This is a genomic window from Candidatus Uabimicrobium helgolandensis (genome assembly GCF_041508025.1).
GTDB lineage: Bacteria > Planctomycetota > Uabimicrobiia > Uabimicrobiales > Uabimicrobiaceae > Uabimicrobium > Uabimicrobium helgolandensis.
This window is the reverse complement of the sequence record NZ_CP165719.1, coordinates 8,953,778-8,977,215: the sequence shown is the minus strand read 5'-3', so window position 1 is coordinate 8,977,215 and position 23,438 is coordinate 8,953,778. Positions and strand designations below refer to the sequence as shown.

Genomic DNA, 23,438 nt, shown 5'->3' with positions numbered 1-23,438 from the left:
TATAGGTGTTTCAACATTTATGGTTTAAGTTTTTTAGAGATTAACTTCGTTACTTTTCAATTTTATAGTGCAATTGCTACCTCTAAGAAACTCACATTGTATAAAATTAAAATATCGGCACCGTAAAAAAAATTTACACAAATCAGACCTAGTTTACTTGTGAGTAGTTATGGATACCCAAAAAATATATACGTTTTTAGTTGTGGAAGATGACTCGTTATCCCGTAATTTAATACGGTTAATAGTTGAAGAACTTGGCCATAAAGTTTTAGAAGCTAAAAGTGGAGATGCAGCACTAGAAGCATTTGAAATAGCTGCGCCAGATATTGTTCTTCTTGATATAAATATTGGTGATCCTGATGGCTTTGATGTTTGTAAAAATATACGCACTAAATATCCAGAACTAGGTGTAACGATTGTGTTTCTTACTGGTATGTCTAGTGAAGAACATGTGATTAAAGCTCTTGAAGAAGGCGGAGATGATTACATTAAAAAGCCATTTAGTGCTAATGAACTATCTGCACGTCTTACTGCTCATATAAAACGATTGGAACGACAAAATCATAAGCCTAAATGGGCAGATTCTAGCAATTTTGCAATAGGTTCTGTGCTTAAAAGTCCACAAGCTGAGTATATTCTTGATCATCGTTTAGCGCAAGGTGGAATGGGAGTTATATTTTCAGGACACCGTAAATCGGATAATTTACCTGTTGCGATAAAAACATTGAATTCCGCAACAATAAACCACTGCTCGGATATTCAACGTTTTTTAAGAGAAATAGAATTATCACTAAATTTAAAACACGAAAATTTAGTTAAAAGTTTAGATTTTATAAAGACGCCTGATTATGTTTGTTATATTATGGAATATATTAATGGGAAACCCATCGATGAGTTAATGATAAACGGATTCATTTCGATTAAAAATTCGATTAATATTATTACTGAAGTATCAAAAGGATTAGAATATCTTCATTCACAAGGGCTCGTTCACCGAGATATAAAACCAGCTAATATATTGGTTACAGATGATGATAGAGTTGTCTTAGTTGATTTAGGCCTTGTAAAAAAAAGCCGCCAAAATTCCCAATTAACAACCCAAGGAATAATCATTGGAACACCGGATTATCTTTCTCCAGAACAAGTGAGAGAGAAAGAAGTCACTATTTGTAGCGATATATATAGTTTAGGCGTCACATGGTATTACATGATTTCAGGACTACTACCATTTGAAGCTAATTCTACAAACGAGCTGATGGTAGCACGACTTTACTATGACCCTAAGCCTTTAAACATTGATAAAAACATTTGGTTTATTATCAACAAAATGCTCGAGAGAGACATTGAAAATCGATATGCTACCCCTACGGAATTATTACAGGATCTTTGCAAGTTAGGATAATTCTTCCCCGCCTGTTAAATCCTGAATATTTGCGTCAACTATTGTTTCATCCATAGAACTTTGGATTCTTTCTGTGTCTTTAGTTGTCGCTTCTTCTTCCTCTTCCTCTTCTTTTTTTTGCTTTGGTGCTTTTTCTGCAGGCTCTTCGATTAAGGTTTCCATGTCTTCATAACGCTTGTTATTCTCTTTTTCTTCGTCAATAAAATGAGCAACAACAATAGTGATGTTATCTGTTCCACCTTCTTCTTTGGCCAATTCAACTAAATTTTTACAGATATCCTCAGCGTTGGTATTTAAATCCATTAGGCAATTAATTTCTTTATCGGTGACGTGTTTATTCAAACCATCACTACATAGTAAAATCATATCGCCGTGTTGTAGTTCCAATTTATAGATATCAGTAGCTAATTCGGAACTATTACCACCAATAGCGTTCCATAACAAGTTACCCCACTGTACATTCTCTGCTTTCTCTTCGGTAATTACACCATTTTCAACGAGTTGTTGTACGACCGTATGATCAGTTGTAACCTGTTTTAGATCAGACTTTCTCTTGAGATAACATCTGCTGTCTCCAGCATGAACAACATATAGTCTTGGCCATGTAGCGCAAGCCATTGTTAGCGTAGTACCCATACCTTGTAAATCAGGAAATTGTTCGGTAGCCTCTTGAATTTTATTTTGAGAATAAAGAATAGCCTTTTTTAATTCATCTTGAAAATCGGCATCTTTACTTTGATCCAAAAATAAAGACCACTGCATACTACGCAAAACATATTCAACTACTGTTTCAACAGCGATAGCACTTGCTTGTTCACCGGCAACGGCCCCGCCCATCCCATCTGCAACAACAAATAACTTACCATAAACCTGTTCAAGTTGAGGGCTGTTTTCGTTATGAAGACTAGAATGTGAAAAAGAAATCTTTTTTGCTAAGTCGGCAATTACAAACTGATCTTCATTACCTTTGCGAACATTTCCAACGTCGCTAACACCATAACAATCTATACGCACTGCCATAGTGGTATTTCTCCAAATACAACACTTTACGACTAATTATTTTGCATGAGTCGTACACTTTACATTCTGCTTAAAGTAAGTGTTTGCCTAATGTTTTATTAACATGATGTTTAAACATCTAAACTCGTGATTATTCTAACGCGTATTGACATTATCTTCAAGAATTAAAAATAAACCTTGAGAAAAAGAATACAAAATAGAAATTATTGTTGAACCAGATGCCCATCAACGACAAGAGTTGCTCCACCTTCACCTACTGCATTTACAGAATACTTAAGGCTTACCTCTTGGTCTAAACCATTTTCTTTTAGTAATTGATGAATAGCATGTAAACGATTTGCAATGATAGCTTTGACTTTATCGCTAACCGTGCCTTTTTGACTTTCATCTTGAGCAAGTGTCATTTTCTTTTTCTCAGCCATAGCTGTAACAGCAGATCCACTTCCTTCATCTACTTTTGTACCAAGAATATGCTCAACAACAGAACCAGCTTCATCTATTTTCTCTGATGAAGGAACACCCATATTTGGAAAATAATTATCAGGATAACTCAGTGTTTTTGTCACGAGCTGTTGTGTTGCAATAAGAAGTTCTCTATCTTGTAATTGATAAGAATCATTATCTATTTTTTTGAACAAACGCTCGTTTGAAACAACTAAATCACAATACTTTGAAATAAAATCCACTGATAAAGTAAGTAAATTGCTAACATGTAAAATCATATCACTTGCTGAGAATATCGCGTTATCGTCACCATGGATTAAAATCAAGCTCGTCATTTGATACAATACATGAGCTCTAAAGTCTTTTATTTTTAGTGGGTGAACATTATCATTTGCGGTATTAAGACGAGAGGTTAAGTTAAGAACTATCTTTTCCATCCACGAAGGCAAACGACGCAATACATTCATCATAAGTTCGCGGTCAATAACAAGTACTTCTATATCGCCAAGCGCTGCAACATTTGCAGATCTTGTTTGAGCAGAAATAACGGCCATCTCTCCAACGATATCACCTGCTCCCATACGTGCAAAAACTACTTCTTTACCATCAATATGACCGTAGACTTTTACATCACCGCGTAAGATCACATATGCTTCATCCCCAACGTCACCCTTTTTCATAAGTAGCTCGCCAGCTTTGAATTCTAATGGATCGCGAACTATGTCACCTTCGAGAAAGGAATCAATATCGCGAATCATTTCCTCTACAGTTTGATAACGGTCTTCTTTTTTAACTGCCATAGCTTTTTGAATAATAACTTCCAACTGATTAGGAATCAAGGCGCCATTAACAGTTTGTTTTGGTGGAACGATATGACCATTACGTACTCTATTTACAAGGTCTTCCAACGAAGAACCATCGTGAGGAAATTGAAGTGTCATTAAATGGTACAATGAAGATCCTAACAAGTAAACATCACTACGGTAATCAACTAGTGCACTATCTCCATATGTTTGCTCTGGTGCAAAATAGCGTGGTGTCCCTTGAATCATACCTTGTTGGGTTGTAGAGAAGTTTTTTTGTAAGCGCATTGAATATACAGCAGTACTATCGGAATAATCTTTTGGAGGGGTAGTACCAATAAACTTTGCAAGACCCCAGTCAAGTGTAAGAACCTCTCCATATTCACCAATCATGATATTTTCAGGTTTTATATCGCGGTGAATTACTTGACGCGAATGCGCAAATGCTACCGCATCACAAACCTTGCGAAACATAGATAAACGCCGAAAAATACTGTATTTTTTTTCATAACCATCTACTTTAGCATGTATTTTGCGAATAATACCAATCATTTCTTCGCCAGCTACTTTTTTCATAGTAAAGTATACATTACCATCAGCCAACATTCCCATATCATGTAGAGGCACAATATTTGGATGTTCTAGCTGCGCAGTTATTTGCCCTTCTTCCACAAAGTAGTCCATATTTTTTTTATCTTCTTCTGGACCTTTAGGAAGTAATACCTTCATCGCTAAACAACGATTGGTATTTTTATCAAGAACATTGTATACAATTCCCATACCCCCGCGCGCTATTTCTCCAATAAGGTGAAATTTATCTTCCGGTTTAAAGCGCGAAAGCATGGCAGCTATTTTACTGATGCGTATAGTTGTATTACGTCCACTAACTACACTAGATTGGGTTTGAGAAAATACCTCTTCGTTTTCTTCATTTTCTTCAATACCAGGCATGTCAACATCGTCGCCTTGAGGCACTTTAATATCGCTTTGTTCGTTTTCATCTTGCGACTTATCTTCTGTATTTTCATTGGTATTTTCATTGTTATTTTCGGACATTTCTTTTCCTTTGTAATATAAATCTAGCTTGAATTTCGGCATATTACTATTGGATTTATAATTGTAGCATTAAATTAAAGGGTTTGGAAAAAAATAAATACCTAGCTGATGAATAAAATTTCCTTAATTATTTTTTTCAAACTCCCAGGTTGTCAGTCAGATTCAGAATTATTTTTCTCAAGCACGTTACTTATGTTGCTCAAGGTAGCGTAAATCTTCTTGCTTTAGTAAATGCGGAGAATTTTTTCTAACCAAATTATAATCTTCTAAAGCCTGTAAATTTTTTTTATTTTTTGCATAAAGCCTTGCGCGTTCAACAAGACACAAATTAAAAATTCTGTTTTTAGGTAGCGAATTTTTAAAAAAACGAATACCTTTGGTGAAATCATTAAAAGCTTCTCGTAAAAATCCACGTTTTTTATACGCAATTCCTCTAAAATAATAAAATGGAGTAAAGGTATCATTATATCGAAGTGCTGAATCTAATGATTCAGCGCGCGTAAAAAAGTGAATGCTTTTTTCCCAGTCTTTTAAAAAATAATATGCATAACCTAAGGTATAGTATCCTGAAGGGTACTGCTTATTTTTTTTTAAGCTTTCTACAGAGTAAGTAATTACTTGATTATATTTTTTTTGATGTAAATAGCATTTGGCTAGGCCATGGTAAGCTTTGTAGTTAGAGGGGTTTATTTTAATGAGCTCTTGTAAATTATTTTGAGCATCTGTGTATCTTTTTTCTAAAAGATATGTATCACAAAGTAACAGTATAATTTCAACATTTTTTTCTTTCGTGAGAAAATATTCAAAGTCATTGATAGCACTAACATTCATTTTAAAATAAACAAATATTTTTCCTCTTAAAAAGTATGCGAAAGAAAGACTTGAATCAAGAGCAATAGATTGATTCAAAAAATCTAAAGCCTCTCTATATCGTTGGGTATTTATGAAAAAATAAGCTTTATGACAATAAAAACGTGCCTTATCTTTGCCTTCTACATCATTGAAAATTGTTTCTATCGTTTGTAGTGATTGTTTAGGCTTATTGATCATATTAAATTCCATAGCCTTAAGCATCACTTCAGACTTATTATTTTGGTTATAGGTAAGTAATATTTTATCGTACTCGTTTTTCAAATTTTGATATTTCACGGTTATTTTATTGTATTCTCCGTCTATTTTTTTACTTTGACCTTCTTTTTTGAAAAACGCGAACTGGAGTATATTCAAAACACCAAAAATAACACACAAAACAATCAAAAACCATGTACGATAACGTTGTGCTTTTTTTTGCAAAAGATAGAACTTATTTTCCTGGCGAGCAGTGACAGCTTCTCCGTTTAAAAAACGATCAATATCATCAGCAAGAGCATTTGTTGAGCGATAACGCTTTTGCTTATTTTTTTCCAATGTTTTTAAACAAATAATCTGAACATCTTGCGGTATATCACTTCTATAAGTGCGCGGCGCAAGTACCTCTTTATTTAAAATGCTATAAGAAACACTAAGAGGTGTTTCTCCTAAAACAACAGGCTTTCCCGTTAGCATTTCGTAAAAAACAGTACCTAAACCATAAACATCTGTTGCGCGAGAAATATTACTATTATTACCTTTTATTTGCTCTGGAGCCATATATTTTGGCGTTCCGATAATAACACCACTTTTTGTTATATCCTGCACCATTTTAGTATTTTTAGCCAATCCAAAGTCCATAATAACAGGACGATTTTGCTTAGTTATTATAATGTTTGATGGCTTGATATCGCGGTGAATAACTCCTTCGTTATGTGCGTAATGTAAACCTCTTGCGATTTGTTTTGTGATATCACATGCTCTACTAATAGAAAGAGTTTCATTGTGTATCAAATCGCGTAGAGAAGTACCTTCTATGTAATCCATAACGATATAGTTAAGTCCTAAAGCTGTACCAACATCGTGCACTGCAACTATGTTAGGATGTTGTAGTCGAGCGGTTAATTTAGCTTCGGCAACAAATCTTTTATGATCTTCTTGGGAAATTACTTGTTTATCCATTACCTTAATAGCAACAAAACGCTCCAATTTTTGGTGGTACGCCTTGTACACTCTTGCCATACCTCCTTGCCCTACTTCTTCAATAACTTGGTACGGTCCTATATAACTCCCTTTGGGAAATATAGTTTTAAAAACTCTTGTATTTGGCAAGTTTTCAAACAGTGAGTGTTTTTCATCATTAGAGAATTCGGAATTCACTTAATATCCTTAGCTATATAAGGTATTGGTTGATTGGAGATGAATATAAAAATATAGTGGTGATTTTGTATTTTTGTAACACCGTGAATGCATCTAGAAGCATTATTTATGCTACATAATTTCTTACTACAGTGTACCAAATTATTAGGCGAAATCCAAGAAAGAAAACCCATGCTTGTTCATTGCAATTTTTTCCATATCGAGAATAGTAAAATACTCTTCAAGAGGAATATATTTTATTTCGCGAATGAACAAAGTATTCAATGTTGGTTGAATTTCTTTCTGAGAATTAAGATCAATCAAAACTTGGCGAATTGCTTTTATTTCAGACTCACAGCGCAACGCGCTAGTAACATATGGCGGAGCAGGCGCATAAGGACTATGAAAAATAATGCGAATTTTTTTTATGAATTCCGGGCGAAATTTTTCTAGTATATGGTAACTAACACAGTCAATAGCAGCAGTATCCACTTGCTTATCCAAGACCATTTTTACTGAATTTTCGTGCGAACCACTATACTCTATCTGCGAAAAAAAATTCTGATTCTTTTTTATTGTATTTGCTATTACAAAATACAATATATTAGCTCCAGAGTGAGAGTGTTGACAATTGATAGCGCATGATTTATTATATAATTGTTCTATGTTATAGATATTCGAATCTCTGTGAACAATTATAAAACTAGCGTAATTGTGTTCTTTGCATCCAGGAACATCATAACAAGGCGTAGCAACTACGCGTAAATTTTTAATAAAGGGTTTTACTACATCGTACCCGCACGCTTGGCTAAATAGTAAACGTGAAGATTGCCATTGATTTTTATAAGGAATATTTCGCGTTAGGGTATTGGGAGCTTCAAAACCTAAATCTCGCAAGCGATCCGCTAAAAAGCACCAAAAAAAATCCGTTGCATGTTTGATTTCTGAGAAATCATACCATGGTAAAGAAGCTATATACATTATAAAACCTAGGAAAAGTATGAGGATTTTACAAAAAACTCTTGATAACACTCTTGTAGATATTCAACATATTAAAAATGAAAAAGCCCAAGGAACTATTCTCTTGTGGCCTTGTGGAATGGGAGATATCCATTCTAGTTTGTACGAAAATTACCGCGATATTTTTAAAGATTTCGACTTAATATTGTATAACCCTCGTGCACACGGCAACTCACATGGTTATTATTGTTTTGAGCAAGCGGTAAAAGATGCTATCTACTTCACAAAGAACATGGAGATTCGCTTACCACTATATGGTATTGGTCATAGCGCAGGGGGAACAGGTATATTAAAACTAGCAAATATTTTACCTTTTCAAAAGCTTTTTCTTTTTTCTCCAGTTCTAGACTCAAGACAAGCGTTAGAATTTATGTACAAAGAAAAGTATCAATATCTATTCACAAAACTTTTTTGTGGTGAACGAAAATACAATCCTAAACTTTGGGATGTTCTCATTGAAGGAAAGTGGTTAGACATTGATTACTGGGAGAAAATCAAAGATTCTATCGACAATAAAACAAGCTCTTATCTTTCAATAAAAAAAAGCATGGAAAGCGTTGCCCATCCAGGCTATAACGTTTCTACTGAGATAGCACAACACCGAGAAAAAATTTTAACTTTCATACCAGAAAAAGATTTGTGGTTTTCTATCGATACTCAATTGAGCACGGCAAAATCGTTAGGCATTACGATTGCATCCATTCATAAAGCGCGAAATCATTTTTTTAAACGCCGCTGGAATGGAATTTGGACATTACTACTACAAATAATCAACGATAAGGCTAGTTATGAGTAAATTTTACATAAATAAAAGCTATATCAAAAGCGAAAACATATTAAGTATTGAAGATATAGATGCCTTGTTACAAGAAGGGCAATTTATTGTCAAAGGAGGCAATGTTGAGGTTCGCAGACTGCAAATAGGAACGATAATGTGCTTCATTAAAAAGTATTTCTATAAACCAAGTTACAGATATCTTGGAAGATGCAGCTCTGCGTTTGGAGAAAAAAAATCATACGATTGCTTTTCTAAATTGGAAATACCACATCCTCAAGTAATACTCTGCGCAGAAAAAAGAGTTATTGGTAAACTTCACTGGTCAATTCTTGCAACGCAGGAAATTCCAGAGGCAACAGATCTCGTTTCTTTTTTAATGAGCAACAATGATCACACATTGAGAAAATATATCATCGACAAAATTGCCTGCATGACAGGACATATACACAATAATGGCTTTTTTCATGGATCTTTACGTTTACGTAATATTCTACTTACACAAAATACAAATCCCTTTTTTATCGATTGTCCCAAAGGAAAATATAAAAAAACCCCTATCGGTCGTGGTTTCATTTACGATTTACTAAGCATATATAAAGATATCACCAGAGTATGTACACAAGAAGAAAGTAAATTTTTTATTGCAAAATATTGCGCAAAAACCGGCAAAAATATACAACAATGGCAACAAAAACTACCGCAAATGTGCTATAAAAAGTTTGGAAAAATGAAACCTTTACGCCCACTTCCTACTACATTAAACACCACAAACAAATAAGCGCGTTAAAATCAGATGCCCACCAAGGTATATTTAGAATAAAAGTTGATATTTTACTGTTCTTCGTTTATGGTAAACCCGTGATTTATTAGACTTTTATTTTTGTGAGAAAATTTCATGATAATTGATATTGTTATCTTATTACTTGCAGTGGCAGTAGGCCTGAGCTTTGCCTTTGCAGCTTCTTACTTGAAGAGAACCCCTATCTTAATTCCTGCACGCGCAAACGATCCAGTGCCTGTAAAAATAGGGGCCCCTATTCCTTTTCGTTTCACCACTTATGGAGAAATAAAAGATAAAACAGTGCATCGTCCACGCTTCTTACTTGCAATGATTATTTTTTCTGCTTCGCTACTTGCACTTAAGCTGGTTGTCAATTCAGCATATAGCTGGAATTTTATGATGCTGTGTACCTTACTGTTATTGTGTGGTATGTTACTCATAATTAATCTGCGTAGCACCATTATATTTGCTATCTTTGCAGGAATACCACCACTACTTCTTTCTATTTTTGGTTTTGACAATTACTTTTGGTTGGTTTTTTCTAGTGGGATTATTCCGGGTTTTAAAATAGGTTTAGATTTAAGTAATAGCTATACATCTCTCATGCATTCTGTGCAAGACAAAATAGCAGAGAATAAATATTACAAACATTACTACACTTTGTTAAAATGGTTGCCATTACTAGTAGTGTACCAAATAGCCTGCTATTGTTTTCCTGCAATTGATGTTGTTTACTTACTACAAATGACATCACAATCATTATGGAAGTACCCTATTTTTGTTATTGTTGTCACACTTACCCTCAATCTTTTCTGGGTAGCTTTACCTCTATATCGCGAAACCTTAACAACAAGTAATATTGAAGCAGCAGGAGAATTTACAAAAGAAGTACGAGAGTTAGAGCAAAAAGCACAACAGGACAATACAACTCCGCGCTACCTAATGGCTTTAGATCGTCAAGCGCGCACTCCTTCTTTATCAAACTTTATTACCTACGCACGCAATCCAAAAGCTTATCCTAAAAATCAAGCCGTCAATGACTTTTTAAGCCGTGATAGCAAATGGTTAAGTTTTCAAAGTGAACAAATCACTGGCTTACTCTTTATCACAATATTTTTGCTACTTCGTTTATTTGGCGAAACTCTAGAGGCGACGTATTTCTCAAATATTAGTGGTTTTTCACCAACATTTGAAAATAACTTAATAGCTTTTCTTGCTATTGCATCGAGTATTGGTTTATGGATAAATGGTATATTTTTATTAGGGATTTTTACCAATCTCCCTACAAAAAAAAGTGATAAAAATGTTAGTATTATCGACACAGGAAATATTCCAGCCGTAGCAGCGATGGAGCAGGTCGATATTGACACGAGTTCTCAAACCGAGAACACTGAAGATGACGAGCCAGCCGATATTAACTCAAATTCTCAAAACGAGAATATTGAAGATAATCAAGTTACACAAGACCAAATAAATCAAGAAACAGAACCAACAAACGAGCAGGAATCAGAACAGGCTGAAGATTTAATAGAGTCTGTTGTCGTTAAAAATCGCGAAATAATACAACGCGCGCAAAAGGATTCGCAACTACTAATAACTTGTTTTCACGATGGCAGTGATGTTTTACTTCGCGGGGAAGATGCTTCTATTTTGGACGAAGATGATCAAAAATCTACAGAACAAATAGACATTGAGGTTAATGATATCAGCCAAAAACTATGGTTTAAATTTAGTGCCTTCCTTGTCATCTTTGGAATACTTTCCATTCTTGTAGGTTTAACTGGTCATTATGCTATAGGTGGAAAACTTGGTGATCACAAAAACGTTGAATTTGCAGGTTCAGGAGCAGAGATTTCATTAAAAGTACAAAGTCCTGTTGAATCTCTAGGTGGTAAATGGACGGCAAAAACGACAGTTAGTGCTTCGAGCGCAATTCCAGTATTAGAATCTTACACCCCGCAACGCGTAGCAACAAAAGATGGCGTGAAAGTCGTAGACTCTTACGATAAAAAATCTAAGAAATGGAATTTTAAAAATATATCAAACACTGAAATCACCACTAATGCAGATTTAGATCCATTCACCATTTATATTCATACTAAAATATTTGAAAATGAAAAATTATCTGGAAAAAATATCCCTTTAAAGCTTTACCTTTCGGTAAAATACTCTATACGAGAAAATGGTAACATAGTAGATAAAACAGATGAGTTTGAAAGAGATATTGAACTTCGTATACTTACAGATAATCGTTGGATCATTCATGAAATTAGTCGTTATTTAATGGCAACCGGTATTGTTACTTTGATTATTTTTGCACTTTGGCTAGCAGTTCTTTCTTCGTATCTTAAAAAGAAAAAGTAAGGTTAGGTTCGCAATATAGAATTAAAGTGTCATTGATTAAAATATGAGCGCGACCTTAACTATAATCGAAGCTGTAATCGTACTTTAAAAAACGTTTACAGCTTCTTTTTAAGAAAACTCAATGCCTCTATCCAAAGACAATATGATAGAAGCTGTGTTATACAGATATAAAGCTGGAATTCCTTGGCGTGATTTGTTTAAGAAGTTTGGAAATTTTAGAGTAAAGAGTACTCGCTACAATCGATGGGCAGAAAAAGGTTCTGAAGCACGACTTGCTGATAAAGCTTACTATGCTAAACAACATGTTATCCAAAAGCTAGAACAAAGAAATATTCTTACTGTCCTTCTAAATCTAACATTTAAAAGCCGAAAGAATGCGATATTCACCTCTATAAATCGCGCCACTTGATAGAAAATTTATTCTGCAAATTCGAGCAATATTACTACGCGGTACAACAAAACTGCTCAGAATTTTTTAGTGGCTGTATACTTAGCTTCATTGCTAAAATGATGACACGCCCGAATAGAGTACTTACTTTATGATTTTACTTTCGATTTTCTCTATAGATTTTTTTAATTGTTCTATAGATTCTTGTAATTCTTTTATATCCTGAGATTTCACTATCTCATTTTTTCTTGTAGTGGACAGCGCGAAAGACGAGGTTTGTTGTTTTTTTTGCGTTGAAATTGTCTGTTCCCACATACTATCATTGATTTGAGAATAAGTTAACCCTATTTTTTCTGCTTCTTTTTGCGAAACCGAAAGAGGAGTAACTACCCGATCAACTATCTGCGAATTTTGACCTTCAATTTCAACAATGATTTCTTTTAAGTCGAGTATTTCTGAGCGCGGAATATAATGAAATATATAGTCAGCTATTTGAATTGTTTCATGCCCAACAAGTTTTATTTTCTGCTCGGAACTTAGTTCGATATTACCCACTTTAATTTTATTTATTTCACTTAAATTCTTGATTTTAACACTTTCATCTATCTCAATAACCGCTTGGGAACGAGAAATAGAAGGATCAGGTATTACGATTTGATTATTGAATGTACGACCAATAAAATTTTTACTCTGTGTCAGAGGAAAAACTAATTTTTTATTATCAACAATTAAAGATAAGTAAGGGTAATCATTTACTGCGGTGTTATTCCCTAAAAATGACATCAAGTCTTTATATAACTCAGGAAAATCTTGGTAGCGTTCATCAGCGTTTTTTGCTAGACATTTCAAGCATATTTTTTGAAGTTTATTATCAACAGTATCTTCTTCAGCAAACCTAACTTCGTTATAAACAACATGCGATGCAATTTCTTTAGCATTCTTTCCTGGATGTGCAACTCTTCCTGTTAGAATTTCAAAAAAAACAGCTCCAAGAGCATAGATATCATGCATATGAGGGGAGCCTTTTCCTGCAAATTTTTCCGGCGGCATATAACCATATGTTCCAGAAAAGCTTTCATCTGGCCGCTTATCAAAATAATCTATTGCTAAGCCAAAATCAACAAGTTTAGCGCAGTTATTACTTAAAGAAATTAATATATTTTTTGGTTTTATATCTTGATGATATATTTCGCGTTTGTGCATATAACTAAGTGCATCAATTAAATCGATAATATGAGAGCATATAATTCGCTGTACATTCTCTGATTTTTTACTGGCTCTAAGAATTTTGATGTATTCGCAAATATTGGGACCATTGACAAATTCCATAACAATATAAGGGCTATCATTGTTTTTTTGTACATCATGAATTTGTACGATATTAGGATGGTTACACTGGGCTAGCGTTCGAGCTTCTTGTTCAAAAAATTCAACTTTTTTGGCTATTTCTTTATCAAACCGGATTGTCTTTATCGCAATTTCTCTACTTAATTTAGAATCAAAACCTTTATATACACGCCCAAAACCACCACTACCTATTTCTTCAACTATTTCATATCGCTCTGTATCTAAAAGCTTGATAACTTCTAATTGAATATCGTTGCGTGTCTTGCTATTAGCTTTGATATTGGTATCACTATTTAAGGGAGTATGTGCAACAGTACTATCTGTCCCTTCCGATACCGAAATATGCCGTAGTCTTTCCAGCGTTTCGTATTCAACTTGGTCTTTATCATTCCTCGAAGAAGATAAACTTGCCTTAATACGACTGCTAAAAGAATCTTTTTTATTATTGTCAAAATCATGATTTGTCATAAGAACACCAAACTAAGAACAAAAATCGACGAGTTCTTAAACAATCAATATGTTAACAATTGTTTTTTACAAAGCGATAATTGTACTTTATAAAACGTTTATAGTTCATAAAACATAATTAAATGTTATATTTGATCAATTTTACTTTAAGAGGATAAATTATCTTTGCAAACATAAATTTCCTATTTTGTCAGCAAAACATCCATAATTATTTTTCTAATAATGTTGGCAACACCATTAATATTAGCATTTGATATGCTTATAAATTAATCTTTGATAATGCTGTTTTTTATTTTTTTTTCTATAATAACATATATACACAACAATAGTAAATTCTATTTTTTTATGGATTTGTAGAGCATAGCGAGTAAAAAACAAAATTTCAACTCGCTATATTCGATACTAATACAAATGAAGAATTATGCTTTAGGAGAAGTCATTTCATGCGGCTTTACAAATTCGTCAAACTGTTCGGCAGTTAACAACTCAAGCTTAACTGCTGCTTCTTTGAGTGTACTGTTATCATTGAAGGCTGTTTTGGCTATTTTTGCAGCATTCTCATAACCAATATGAGGATTTAAAGCTGTTACCAGCATCAATGAATCATTCAGATTACGATCAAGGTTTTCTTTAACAGGTTCTACACCAACAACACAATTATCACAAAATGAAACCATCGCGTCACTTAACAGGCGTGTGGACTGCAATAAATTATATATAATCACTGGCTTGAAAACATTCAATTCAAAATTGCCTTGACTTGCGGCAAAACCGATTGTTGCATCATTACCAAATACTTGGCACGCTACCATTGTAATGGCCTCTGCTTGCGTTGGATTGACTTTTCCTGGCATAATAGAACTTCCTGGTTCATTTGCAGGGATAGCAATTTCACCTATTCCGCAACGTGGACCACTTGCTAACCAACGAATATCATTGGCAATTTTCATTAAATTTGCCGCAAGTGCTTTTTGAGCACCGCTAACAAAAGTAATAGCATCATGACTTGTGAGAGCCTGGAATTTATTTGGCGCAGAAATGAATTTCTTAGTAGTTAAACTACTAATTTCTTCTGCAACCATTTCACTTAGTTGAGGATGAGCGTTAAGACCTGTTCCTACTGCTGTACCACCAATAGCAAGTTCGCGAATGTGCTCTAAACTTTCTTTCGTTTGTCGCATATTTGTGTCAAGCATAGCAACATAACCGCTAAATTCTTGACCAAGAGTAAGAGGGGTTGCATCTTGTAAATGTGTACGCCCTATTTTTACTATATCAGAGAAAGCATCTACTTTTTTTTGTAAAGTATCTCGTAATTTTTGGGTGGCAGGAAGTAAACGATTTTCAATTTCGATAACAGCAGCAATATGCATTGCTGTAGGAAATGTATCATTAGAGCTTTGAGACATATTAACATGGTCATTAGGATGAATAGTTTTTGTTTGTGTGTAGTCTTCACCAAGAATTTGAATTGCGCGGTTAGCGATCACTTCGTTCATATTCATATTTGTTTGAGTTCCACTACCTGTTTGCCAAACAGCAAGAGGAAATTCATTAGGAAATTTTCCTGCAAGAATATCATCACAAGCTTGAGTGATAGCATTCTTTTTTCCTTCATCTAGTTTACCAAGTTTGCAATTAACAACAGCAAGAGACCTTTTCAAAATAGCAAACGCATGAATTAATTCTTCCGGCATTTTTTCTGTGCCGATTTTGAAATTCTTTAAACTTCTTTGAGTTTGCGCAGCCCATAAGGACTTGGCAGGTACTTCCATTTCACCCATTGTATCTTTTTCAATACGGTATTCCATAATTTCATCCTCAAAAAATATAACAAAAACTTCTTTTAATAGAGCCAGCTATTAATTAGATTATAATTTTAGCCCCAGTTGTAATCGTTTAAAATAGAAAAATTTATAGTTTTTTTTTAAAAGAGCAAAAACGGTGACAATCACCGTAACGATTACGAAATGTTGTGTTATCTATAAAATATAGAGTAAAAGAGAAAGTGTGTTATTTTTCTAATTGATGACACACCTTGCTTTTTGCTTATTTTAGAATATATAAATAAGAATGCAAGTGGCTAAGTTATAATAATTTCAGTGGAGTGTAGTTTTAGGAATATCAAAACATTGATGTAGGTAATCTTGGTAAGGATAGTATTAATTTTTATACGAACGACCTTTCCATTTTGCACGGATACCAAAGGTATACTTAAGCGCAGAATCGAGAGTCATTAACATATAGAGCAATCCAATAAGTGGTATGAATAATGCAAATAGCAAAGGAATATCGTAAAATTTTACCGCAGGTAAGTAAGTGATTGTCATAACTAAGTATGTTACTAAGCCAAAACACATAAGCATGGTGTTAGAGGATAACACACAAATAACGGGGAATAAAAAAAGCAGACACATACCAAATGTACAGAAGAGTAAACGTATGTAAGAATATTTGAGTTCAGTAAATGCCGAACGCGCAACCATAGCCCAAAGATCTTTAACTCCCACATAGTCACGAACACTACAAATATCCTTCGCCAACCAAAGTGAAATATTGTATCCTGATGATTTGACTTTTTTTGCTAACGCCACATCATCTATAAGTTCTCCGTGAATTGCAGCAATTCCACCAATATTGGCTAATACTTCTCTCTTAATTAATATACAACCTCCAGCTGCAGCAGCTACCTTTCGTTTTTTGTTTCGAATGGCTTTAAATGGATACAGTATTTTGAAAAAATACACAAATGCTGGTACAAGGAGTTTTTCCCAAAAAGATTTTGTGGACAAAGAAACCATTACAGAAACCATGTCATAATTTTCGCGAAATGCTAAACTAACAAGTTGCGATATTGATTGGTCGCTGTGAATGATGTCTGCATCAGAGAGAAGAATCCATTCACCTGTTGCATTTTCGACACCTTGTTGCAATGCCCACATTTTTCCAGCCCAACCTTCGAGCACTTCTTTTCCTGGGATAATTTTGTGAGGAGTATCTAAATAATCTTTAGCTATTTTGTAAGTAGAGTCAGTAGAGCAATCATCTACTAAAATAACTTCATAATCTGCATAATCTACCTTTAGTATTTTTTTTAAAGTTGTTTCTAATACTAACTCTTCGTTTCGGCAAGGAATAACAACACTGACTTTGGGAATTTCTCCCAACGATGATTTTTTAGGTAAAATATCATTGAACAAATACCTTTGGTCAGGATGCAGTAACAACAAAATCCATAGTAATAGCGATAAAATACACAAATAAATTAATATCAATGAAATTCCTTTATGGAACTTGTGTTTTCAAAATTATCAATTTCCTGGTGTAAAATAGATGCTTGCTCATAATCTTCAAGAAATAGACTATGAAAAAAACGATAATATAGTTGTGGCAAACCTTGAGAAAGCCACTCTTGAGCACCCTTATCAAGTGAAAAGAAGACATCACCGCTATAGCAGCAAGAATAATCTTTTTTCAAAGACAGAAACAAGGAATCTAAACCTTCCATCGCTTTTTGGGCTTCTAAACCGTTATTACCTGTTAAAACATTTGTCAATTTGTTTAAGTCTAAAATTGTAATACGATCTTGGTACTTTAGAATTTCGTGTTTATAATATTCTTGGCTACCATTTTGCTCTTTTATCGAACGCGCAAGTAAACAAATTAACTGAGCTATCTTGAACATTGCAATATAGTAACCGCTATACGTATAACGACGATAGTTGTGGAATATTTCATTAGACATAGACTCTAATATACGTAGATAAATCCCCTCGTAATAGCTCATAAGGTAACGAGTACTCATTTGCTCGTTAACTACTTCTCCATTACTGATTTCGTCAAAATCAACAACAACTAAGTCGCGAAATTCTTTTTGGGCAAATTCACGTAGTTGTTGAATGGACATATCTCGATTTAGTGTTTTTGTCTTTACATAAGATGGAATAAATACATCGGGAACAATTAATCTTCCATAAACAATCGCATCAGTTAAATCTTCCTTCAAAGTTGTGCCGTTGATATCAATAATTGAATGTGCAAACTTTTGTGGATTATGACTAACTTCAATTGCGATTATTACACGTCCTCGTAAATTATCCACATCTCCGTATTGTATAGGTAAATAAGGTTTTTCCATTGGAATCTCCTTAATTTGAAACGTAAAGTGATAGTTTGCGGTGCTACTTTACTCTCGAAAGTGAGTGTGGAACATAAAATTGCAACCAAAATAATCATTTTTTGCAATTCACTTAGGTAACCACACTCCTTGCAATGAGACTAATCTTCTATTTTTACTTTCATCTCAATGCGATCGTTAGGATTATCAGCACCATCACGTGGTTGAGATACAATTTGGTCAGCTACATCCATTCCCGAAGTAACTTTGCCAAAAACAGTATATTGGTTATCTAAAAATGAGGAATCTTTTACAACGATAAAAAACTGGCTACCAGCACTGTCAGGATTACTAGATCTTGCCATTGATACAATGCCTCTTTTGTGAGGTGTACTATTAAACTCTGCTTTAATATTGTATCCTGGTCCACCCGTTCCGTGCTTTGAGCGATCATCACTTTTCGAATTTGGATCTCCACCTTGAACCATAAACCCTGGTATAACACGGTGGAAAGTGCACCCATCATAAAAACCTTCTTTTGCCAATTTCGTAAAGTTTTCCACGTGCCCAGGAGCCACATCAGGCAAAAACTCTAAGTGAATCTCTCCAAATTTTGTTTCAATAATAGCGGTTGCCATTTTTTACGCTTCCTTTCTATTCTTTTCTTTATGTGTCACATAAAGTTCTGTCAAACAGTATAAAATTACTCCAGTTACAATAAATACATCTGCCAGATTAAAAGTAGGCCATTGCATAAAACCTAAATTAAAATCTAAAAAGTCTCTCACACCATTAAAGAATAAGCGATCCCACAAGTTTCCAAATGCGCCAGAAGTGATAAAAGCGAGTGGCATCATGTATGGTTTACTCTTATCATTGCGAAATACAATGAACAGTATGAAGAAAATAGCGATAACAGAAAACATCGTCAAAATGAAAGTCTGTCCTTGTAAAATTCCCCATATAGCACCACGGTTCATTACAACAAGAAAACTAAAGAAAGACGAAGTTACATGTATTTTTTTATCTTTAAGTGTTGCGAAAAAACGTTTACCATTTTGCCAATCATTTACAACCCAAGTATTTTCAGATGTTCGATAAGCAACAGCTCGTTTTTTTAGCTCATAACCATGCGTACTAAAAATTTTCTTTAAAGTAGAGCTTACTTGTCGATGATACAATTCTTGTTTGTGCTTTGCATCAAAAGAAAATTTATGATACGAATGTAAAATTTCTAACGGTTTATAATCATTCTTCACATAGACGTAAGGTTTTTGGTCATCATACAATATCCTTACATTTTTATTTTGAGGAGCTGTATCAGAAATAACAACCGAAAAATGATCAAATACGTATTTTTTTGAAGCAATGTCTACAACAAAAAGTATAGAAACTATAATAAAAAATATGATGATGTCTTTGGTCTTCATCATGCTGTGACAAGGTCAAAACAAACTTTAACCTCGTATCTCCTTTTTGAGGCAAATAGGCTTTATGAACAAATTCACGACATATTTTAGGTTATTTTATATTTTTACCTTTGTTTGTGATTTGCGGAATTCGAAAAACAATGTCTTCTTTCAAATCAATATAAGAAACACTCTCTTCCATGTTTTTATAAGCATGGTTTACTGTTTTTCCTGTTGAGACGAGACCTAGTATTCGTTCTCCAGTTCCCCATACATTATCTCTCATTCTTTTTGTTTTTCCGCAAAAAACTTTTGTATGCTCGTCTTCATCAATAGGAAAACTAGGCAATTTGACATAGCCACCTGTTGATTTAATCTGGTTGTCTTTAACAGCGACAAGACCCGCTACTGACTTTGTACACCACTCTACATTCAAATTTTCAAGAGTGCCATTTAATGTATGAAGTACTAGATCAACAAAATCCCCTTGGTAAACGTTGAGCAAAACTTGTGCCAGTATATCGCTCCACTGAATTTTGAAATCTAAAACCCGTGCACCTTTCTCGGTAATAACCATATCAACAGTTAAAAAACCTTTATAGGAATGGTATTGTCTATTGATCGCATGTACAAGCGGAACAATAATTTCACGCTCAATATGATGTATCATTCTTGGAGAAATACAGTGAACAGGAGAAAATGCACCTAGTTTAATAGGATAGCGATTACCGTCTATAAACTCTCTGACAATTTGGCACGCTGGAAAAGGAATGATCGTCTGTCGATCAATCAATATTGTCATAGATATAACATCACCGTGAATAAAATTTTCAATAATTAAGCGCTCGCCTGCTTCTCCAAAAACTTTCTTTTTCATAACTTTGTCAAGATGAGAAACTACATGTTCCATTGAATGACAGACTACTGTTCCTGCAAGTGCGGTACCTTCTATTTTTATCACCAAAGGAAAACGAGCGTGCTCGCAAAAATTCATTACACCATCGATGTTTTCAAAAACATGATATGGCGACGTAGGTATCGAATAGTGGCGCATCAATTCCTTTGCCACAACGCGACTAGCCCCTATTTCCGCTTGCCTTGCGCGAGGCGCAAAAATTCTTAACTTTTCTTTGTGGAATTGATCGGCAATTCCATCTGCAATCAAACGATAAGGACCGACAAGTGTAAGATCTATTTTTTGCTCTTTAGCGAACTTTATTATCTGAAAGTAGTCTGTTTCTGGAATATCTAAACATTCAGCAATATCTCGCATTCCTTCATTGCCAGGAGCGACATATATTTTAGAGACTTTGGGTGATTGTTTTAGTTTGCGAACTAGCGAATGCTCTAAGATTCCGCCACCAATGACTAGTACTTTTAAATTTTTATTTTTTGCCATTCTTAGTATAACTCTAGCTTTAGTTATTGATTTGTCTGTTACTCATAACAATAATATTGTTCGCTTTGATTTATGGTACTGGTGTTTAGAATAAAAAATAAAACGTATTTATCTATCATAACGAACAAAAGATGTTTTCTGTTTGAATAACAGTACATAAATTTGCAATTTACTTAGGGCCTAATAAGGCCTGCACCACCAAGTATAACAGAAATTACCCCATAATTATGTAGTTTTTCTAAAAACACAGAAGTTTTATTACTAGTTTTCATTTGTAACCGTAATAATCGCACATCCTTGTACGTTAAACGTTTTACGATTATTGTAAACATAAACCATATTCTTTTATCGTAAAACATTGGTTTATATTCTTTTACCAAAAGTACTAACATTTTAAAAAACAACTAAAAGACCATGAATTTATAAGTAAAATATAGGCTATCAGTCCTTACTCATTCTGTTCTTCGAAATTCTTAATCATTACTTTTAATCGCTGAATAAAATCATTTATCTGCGGTTTTTCATTTGTATCTTTTTGGTTGTTTATATCTCTAGACATCGAATTAGTATTGTTATTCAAGTCTACCGAAGTTACAATTGTTCGTTCCCACATACCGTCATCAATCTGAGAACCAACATTTTCAGCTTTTTTCTGCGAAAAGGACTTGATCGCATCCGATTTAGACGTATATTCTGATATTTCGGAACGAGGTATATAATGAAATGTATACTCTCCTACATGAATAATTTCATGTCCTACCAAATTAGTCTCTTCATCACAACCTAGTTTTATATCTCCCACTTGTATTGTATTTACTTCACTTAAGTTTCTAATTTTAACCTGTGTGTCTATTTCAATAATAGCTTGCGATCTAGAGATAGCCGCATCTGGTATAACAATATGATTTGTAAAAGTTCGGCCAATAAAATTAATTTTATGAGTTAAAGGAAAAACAAGTTTTTTATTTTCCATCACAATAGACAAATATGGATAATCGTTAACATCTGCTGAATTGCCAGAATAGTTGAGAAGAGCTTCATAGAACTCAGAAAGGCTCTGGTAGCGATTTTGGGGATCTCTTTCAATACATTTTAAACATATATTTTGCAACTCTTGATCTATACCTTCTTCGTCAGTAAAGGCAACTTCACCATTAAATACATGATCAATAATTTCCGTAACATCACTTCCAGGATGAGCTAGTCGTCCAGTTAACATTTCAAAAAAAACAATTCCTAATGCATATATATCATGCATTTTAGGAGTACCTAAACGTTCAAATTTTTCTGGTGGCATGTACGCATAAGTTCCGATAATTGCTTTTGAATTTTCTCGATCTGTTTGATTCACAGCTAGACCAAAATCAACTAGTTTAGGGCAGTTATTTTCTAACGAGACGATAATATTATTTGGTTTTATATCTTGGTGATACATTTTATGTTTGTGCATGTAGTTAAGTGCGTCAACTAGCCCAATCATATGAGAACAAATAATTTGCTGCATATACTGTGGGCTTTTCCCTGTACGCTCTTTAGCAATATATTCATATAAACTAGGGCCATTGATAAACTCCATAACCAGATATGGGTTACTACCTTCTTTTCCTACATCGTAAATTTGCACGATATTCGGATGGTTACATTTAGCTAGTGTCCGCGCTTCTTTTTCGAAATACTCAACTTCCGATGTTGACAACTTATCACTGTGAATTGTCTTTAAGGCAATTTCTCTGTGAAGATGTGGATCTAAACCACGATATACTGTTCCAAAACCACCGCTACCTATTTCTTCAAATACTTGATAACGACCAATAAATCTATTTAGATAGTAATTTTGTTCAGGACTATTTTCATCGTAACTAATAGTCTTTTCTAACTCTTTATTTACATAAGTAATGGTTTTTTCTAATCCATTTTTATCTAAATAAGTAATAGTTTTTTCTAACTGATCTTTATCTGAGTAAGTGATAGTTTCTTCTAGTTGATCTTTACTTGAATTAGTTGTTGTTTTTTCCGGCAAGTTTTCGTTTGCAAAATTAATTGTTTTTGCAAACTGCTTTTCATCTACAAAAGTAACGGTTTTCTTCAGTTTTTCTTCTATATTTTCTTCAATGCCAGTCTGTTTTACAGCTTTTTCAAGAAGACTATCTCTCATCTTCTTTTTTGTTATTTGTTCCTGAGCATTTTTTTCAAGAAGACTGTCTCGTACATTCTTTTTTGTTATTTTTTCCTGAGTATTTTTTTCAAGAAGACTATCTCGTACATTTTTTTTTGTTGTACTTTCACGCACTGTATCTTGATATTTAAAATACTCATTATTCTCTTTTGTCATAAAAATCTCACTTACTTTATTTAGGGCGCGTGTTATCAATTAGAAAAAATATCAAACACTGAAAGAATTCAGATCTTGGATTCCAATCAAGTTATCAGCGAT

At 33.9% G+C, this 23,438-nt stretch carries 17 protein-coding genes; 5 read left to right on the top strand and 12 right to left on the bottom strand.

Going from position 1 to position 23,438, the window contains the following annotated elements:
• Positions 1-169 precede the first annotated feature (169 nt).
• On the top strand, positions 170-1,402 hold the full coding sequence (locus tag UABHE_RS33175; protein ID WP_372367771.1) for a protein kinase: 1,233 nt from the start codon (positions 170-172) through the stop codon (positions 1,400-1,402).
• Here the strand turns inward: UABHE_RS33175 and UABHE_RS33170 are convergent.
• The 4 genes from UABHE_RS33170 to UABHE_RS33155 form a co-directional block, all read right to left on the bottom strand.
• Complete coding sequence (locus UABHE_RS33170) at positions 1,394-2,422, bottom strand: PP2C family serine/threonine-protein phosphatase (protein WP_372367770.1); 1,029 nt, start codon at positions 2,420-2,422, stop codon at positions 1,394-1,396. The two genes, UABHE_RS33175 and UABHE_RS33170, sit on opposite strands and share 9 nt — an antisense overlap.
• A gap of 203 nt (positions 2,423-2,625) precedes the next feature.
• Positions 2,626-4,725, bottom strand: a complete 2,100-nt coding sequence (locus UABHE_RS33165; protein WP_372367769.1) for a cyclic nucleotide-binding domain-containing protein — start codon at positions 4,723-4,725, stop codon at positions 2,626-2,628.
• Between the two features lie 186 nt (positions 4,726-4,911).
• Complete coding sequence (locus UABHE_RS33160) at positions 4,912-6,954, bottom strand: protein kinase (protein ID WP_372367768.1); 2,043 nt, start codon at positions 6,952-6,954, stop codon at positions 4,912-4,914.
• A 144-nt stretch (positions 6,955-7,098) separates the two neighbouring features.
• Positions 7,099-7,914 (bottom strand): phosphate/phosphite/phosphonate ABC transporter substrate-binding protein, encoded by an 816-nt coding sequence (locus tag UABHE_RS33155; protein ID WP_372367767.1) that lies wholly within the window; start codon positions 7,912-7,914, stop codon positions 7,099-7,101.
• A gap of 19 nt (positions 7,915-7,933) precedes the next feature.
• Between UABHE_RS33155 and UABHE_RS33150 the strand changes: the two genes are divergently transcribed.
• The 4 genes from UABHE_RS33150 to UABHE_RS33135 all read left to right on the top strand — a co-directional run bounded on the left by UABHE_RS33150 (position 7,934) and on the right by UABHE_RS33135 (position 12,285).
• Positions 7,934-8,749, top strand: a complete 816-nt coding sequence (locus UABHE_RS33150) for a hypothetical protein (RefSeq protein ID WP_372367766.1) — start codon at positions 7,934-7,936, stop codon at positions 8,747-8,749.
• Complete coding sequence (locus UABHE_RS33145) at positions 8,742-9,509, top strand: lipopolysaccharide kinase InaA family protein (protein WP_372367765.1); 768 nt, start codon at positions 8,742-8,744, stop codon at positions 9,507-9,509. Before UABHE_RS33150 ends, UABHE_RS33145 begins: the two co-directional genes overlap by 8 nt.
• 117 nt (positions 9,510-9,626) lie before the next feature.
• Positions 9,627-11,876, top strand: a complete 2,250-nt coding sequence (locus UABHE_RS33140; RefSeq protein WP_372367764.1) for a hypothetical protein — start codon at positions 9,627-9,629, stop codon at positions 11,874-11,876.
• Between the two features lie 121 nt (positions 11,877-11,997).
• Entirely contained in the window at positions 11,998-12,285 is a 288-nt protein-coding gene (locus UABHE_RS33135) for a transposase (RefSeq protein ID WP_372367763.1), read from the top strand.
• A 123-nt stretch (positions 12,286-12,408) separates the two neighbouring features.
• Here UABHE_RS33135 and UABHE_RS33130 read toward each other — a convergent pair whose 3' ends face one another.
• The 8 genes from UABHE_RS33130 to UABHE_RS33095 form a co-directional block, all read right to left on the bottom strand.
• The gene (locus tag UABHE_RS33130; RefSeq protein ID WP_372367761.1) at positions 12,409-14,079 is read right to left on the bottom strand and encodes an FHA domain-containing serine/threonine-protein kinase; all 1,671 of its coding nucleotides are present in this window, start codon (positions 14,077-14,079) and stop codon (positions 12,409-12,411) included.
• A gap of 419 nt (positions 14,080-14,498) precedes the next feature.
• On the bottom strand, positions 14,499-15,890 hold the full coding sequence (gene fumC / locus UABHE_RS33125) for a class II fumarate hydratase (RefSeq protein WP_372367760.1): 1,392 nt from the start codon (positions 15,888-15,890) through the stop codon (positions 14,499-14,501).
• 351 nt (positions 15,891-16,241) lie between these two features.
• Positions 16,242-17,354 carry a glycosyltransferase gene (locus tag UABHE_RS33120; protein ID WP_372367759.1) on the bottom strand — a complete coding sequence of 371 codons (1,113 nt, stop codon included), beginning with the start codon at positions 17,352-17,354 and terminating at the stop codon, positions 16,242-16,244.
• Positions 17,351-18,217 carry a hypothetical protein gene (locus UABHE_RS33115; protein ID WP_372367758.1) on the bottom strand — a complete coding sequence of 289 codons (867 nt, stop codon included), beginning with the start codon at positions 18,215-18,217 and terminating at the stop codon, positions 17,351-17,353. Before UABHE_RS33115 ends, UABHE_RS33120 begins: the two co-directional genes overlap by 4 nt.
• Positions 18,218-18,357: 140 nt before the next feature.
• Positions 18,358-18,834 (bottom strand): peptidylprolyl isomerase, encoded by a 477-nt coding sequence (locus UABHE_RS33110; protein ID WP_372367756.1) that lies wholly within the window; start codon positions 18,832-18,834, stop codon positions 18,358-18,360.
• Between the two features lie 3 nt (positions 18,835-18,837).
• Positions 18,838-19,629, bottom strand: coding sequence for a signal peptidase II (gene lspA, locus UABHE_RS33105; RefSeq protein WP_372367754.1), 792 nt, complete (start codon positions 19,627-19,629; stop codon positions 18,838-18,840).
• A gap of 88 nt (positions 19,630-19,717) precedes the next feature.
• Complete coding sequence (locus UABHE_RS33100) at positions 19,718-21,004, bottom strand: phosphoribosylamine--glycine ligase (protein ID WP_372367753.1); 1,287 nt, start codon at positions 21,002-21,004, stop codon at positions 19,718-19,720.
• 448 nt (positions 21,005-21,452) lie between these two features.
• Positions 21,453-23,336, bottom strand: a complete 1,884-nt coding sequence (locus tag UABHE_RS33095) for a protein kinase (protein WP_372367752.1) — start codon at positions 23,334-23,336, stop codon at positions 21,453-21,455.
• Positions 23,337-23,438 lie beyond the last annotated feature (102 nt).

Bases quoted from the DNA above. Each gene is read 5' to 3' on its own strand.
- UABHE_RS33175 (WP_372367771.1), top strand. From the start codon at position 170: ATGGATACCCAAAAAATATATACGTTTTTAGTTGTGGAAGATGACTCG.
- UABHE_RS33170 (WP_372367770.1), bottom strand. From the start codon at position 2,422: ATGGCAGTGCGTATAGATTGTTATGGTGTTAGCGACGTTGGAAATGTT.
- UABHE_RS33165 (WP_372367769.1), bottom strand. From the start codon at position 4,725: ATGTCCGAAAATAACAATGAAAATACCAATGAAAATACAGAAGATAAG.
- UABHE_RS33155 (WP_372367767.1), bottom strand. From the start codon at position 7,914: ATGTATATAGCTTCTTTACCATGGTATGATTTCTCAGAAATCAAACAT.
- UABHE_RS33150 (WP_372367766.1), top strand. From the start codon at position 7,934: ATGAGGATTTTACAAAAAACTCTTGATAACACTCTTGTAGATATTCAA.
- UABHE_RS33145 (WP_372367765.1), top strand. From the start codon at position 8,742: ATGAGTAAATTTTACATAAATAAAAGCTATATCAAAAGCGAAAACATA.
- UABHE_RS33140 (WP_372367764.1), top strand. From the start codon at position 9,627: ATGATAATTGATATTGTTATCTTATTACTTGCAGTGGCAGTAGGCCTG.
- UABHE_RS33135 (WP_372367763.1), top strand. From the start codon at position 11,998: ATGCCTCTATCCAAAGACAATATGATAGAAGCTGTGTTATACAGATAT.
- UABHE_RS33130 (WP_372367761.1), bottom strand. From the start codon at position 14,079: ATGACAAATCATGATTTTGACAATAATAAAAAAGATTCTTTTAGCAGT.
- fumC (WP_372367760.1), bottom strand. From the start codon at position 15,890: ATGGAATACCGTATTGAAAAAGATACAATGGGTGAAATGGAAGTACCT.
- UABHE_RS33115 (WP_372367758.1), bottom strand. From the start codon at position 18,217: ATGGAAAAACCTTATTTACCTATACAATACGGAGATGTGGATAATTTA.
- UABHE_RS33110 (WP_372367756.1), bottom strand. From the start codon at position 18,834: ATGGCAACCGCTATTATTGAAACAAAATTTGGAGAGATTCACTTAGAG.
- lspA (WP_372367754.1), bottom strand. From the start codon at position 19,629: ATGATGAAGACCAAAGACATCATCATATTTTTTATTATAGTTTCTATA.
- UABHE_RS33100 (WP_372367753.1), bottom strand. From the start codon at position 21,004: ATGGCAAAAAATAAAAATTTAAAAGTACTAGTCATTGGTGGCGGAATC.
- UABHE_RS33095 (WP_372367752.1), bottom strand. From the start codon at position 23,336: ATGACAAAAGAGAATAATGAGTATTTTAAATATCAAGATACAGTGCGT.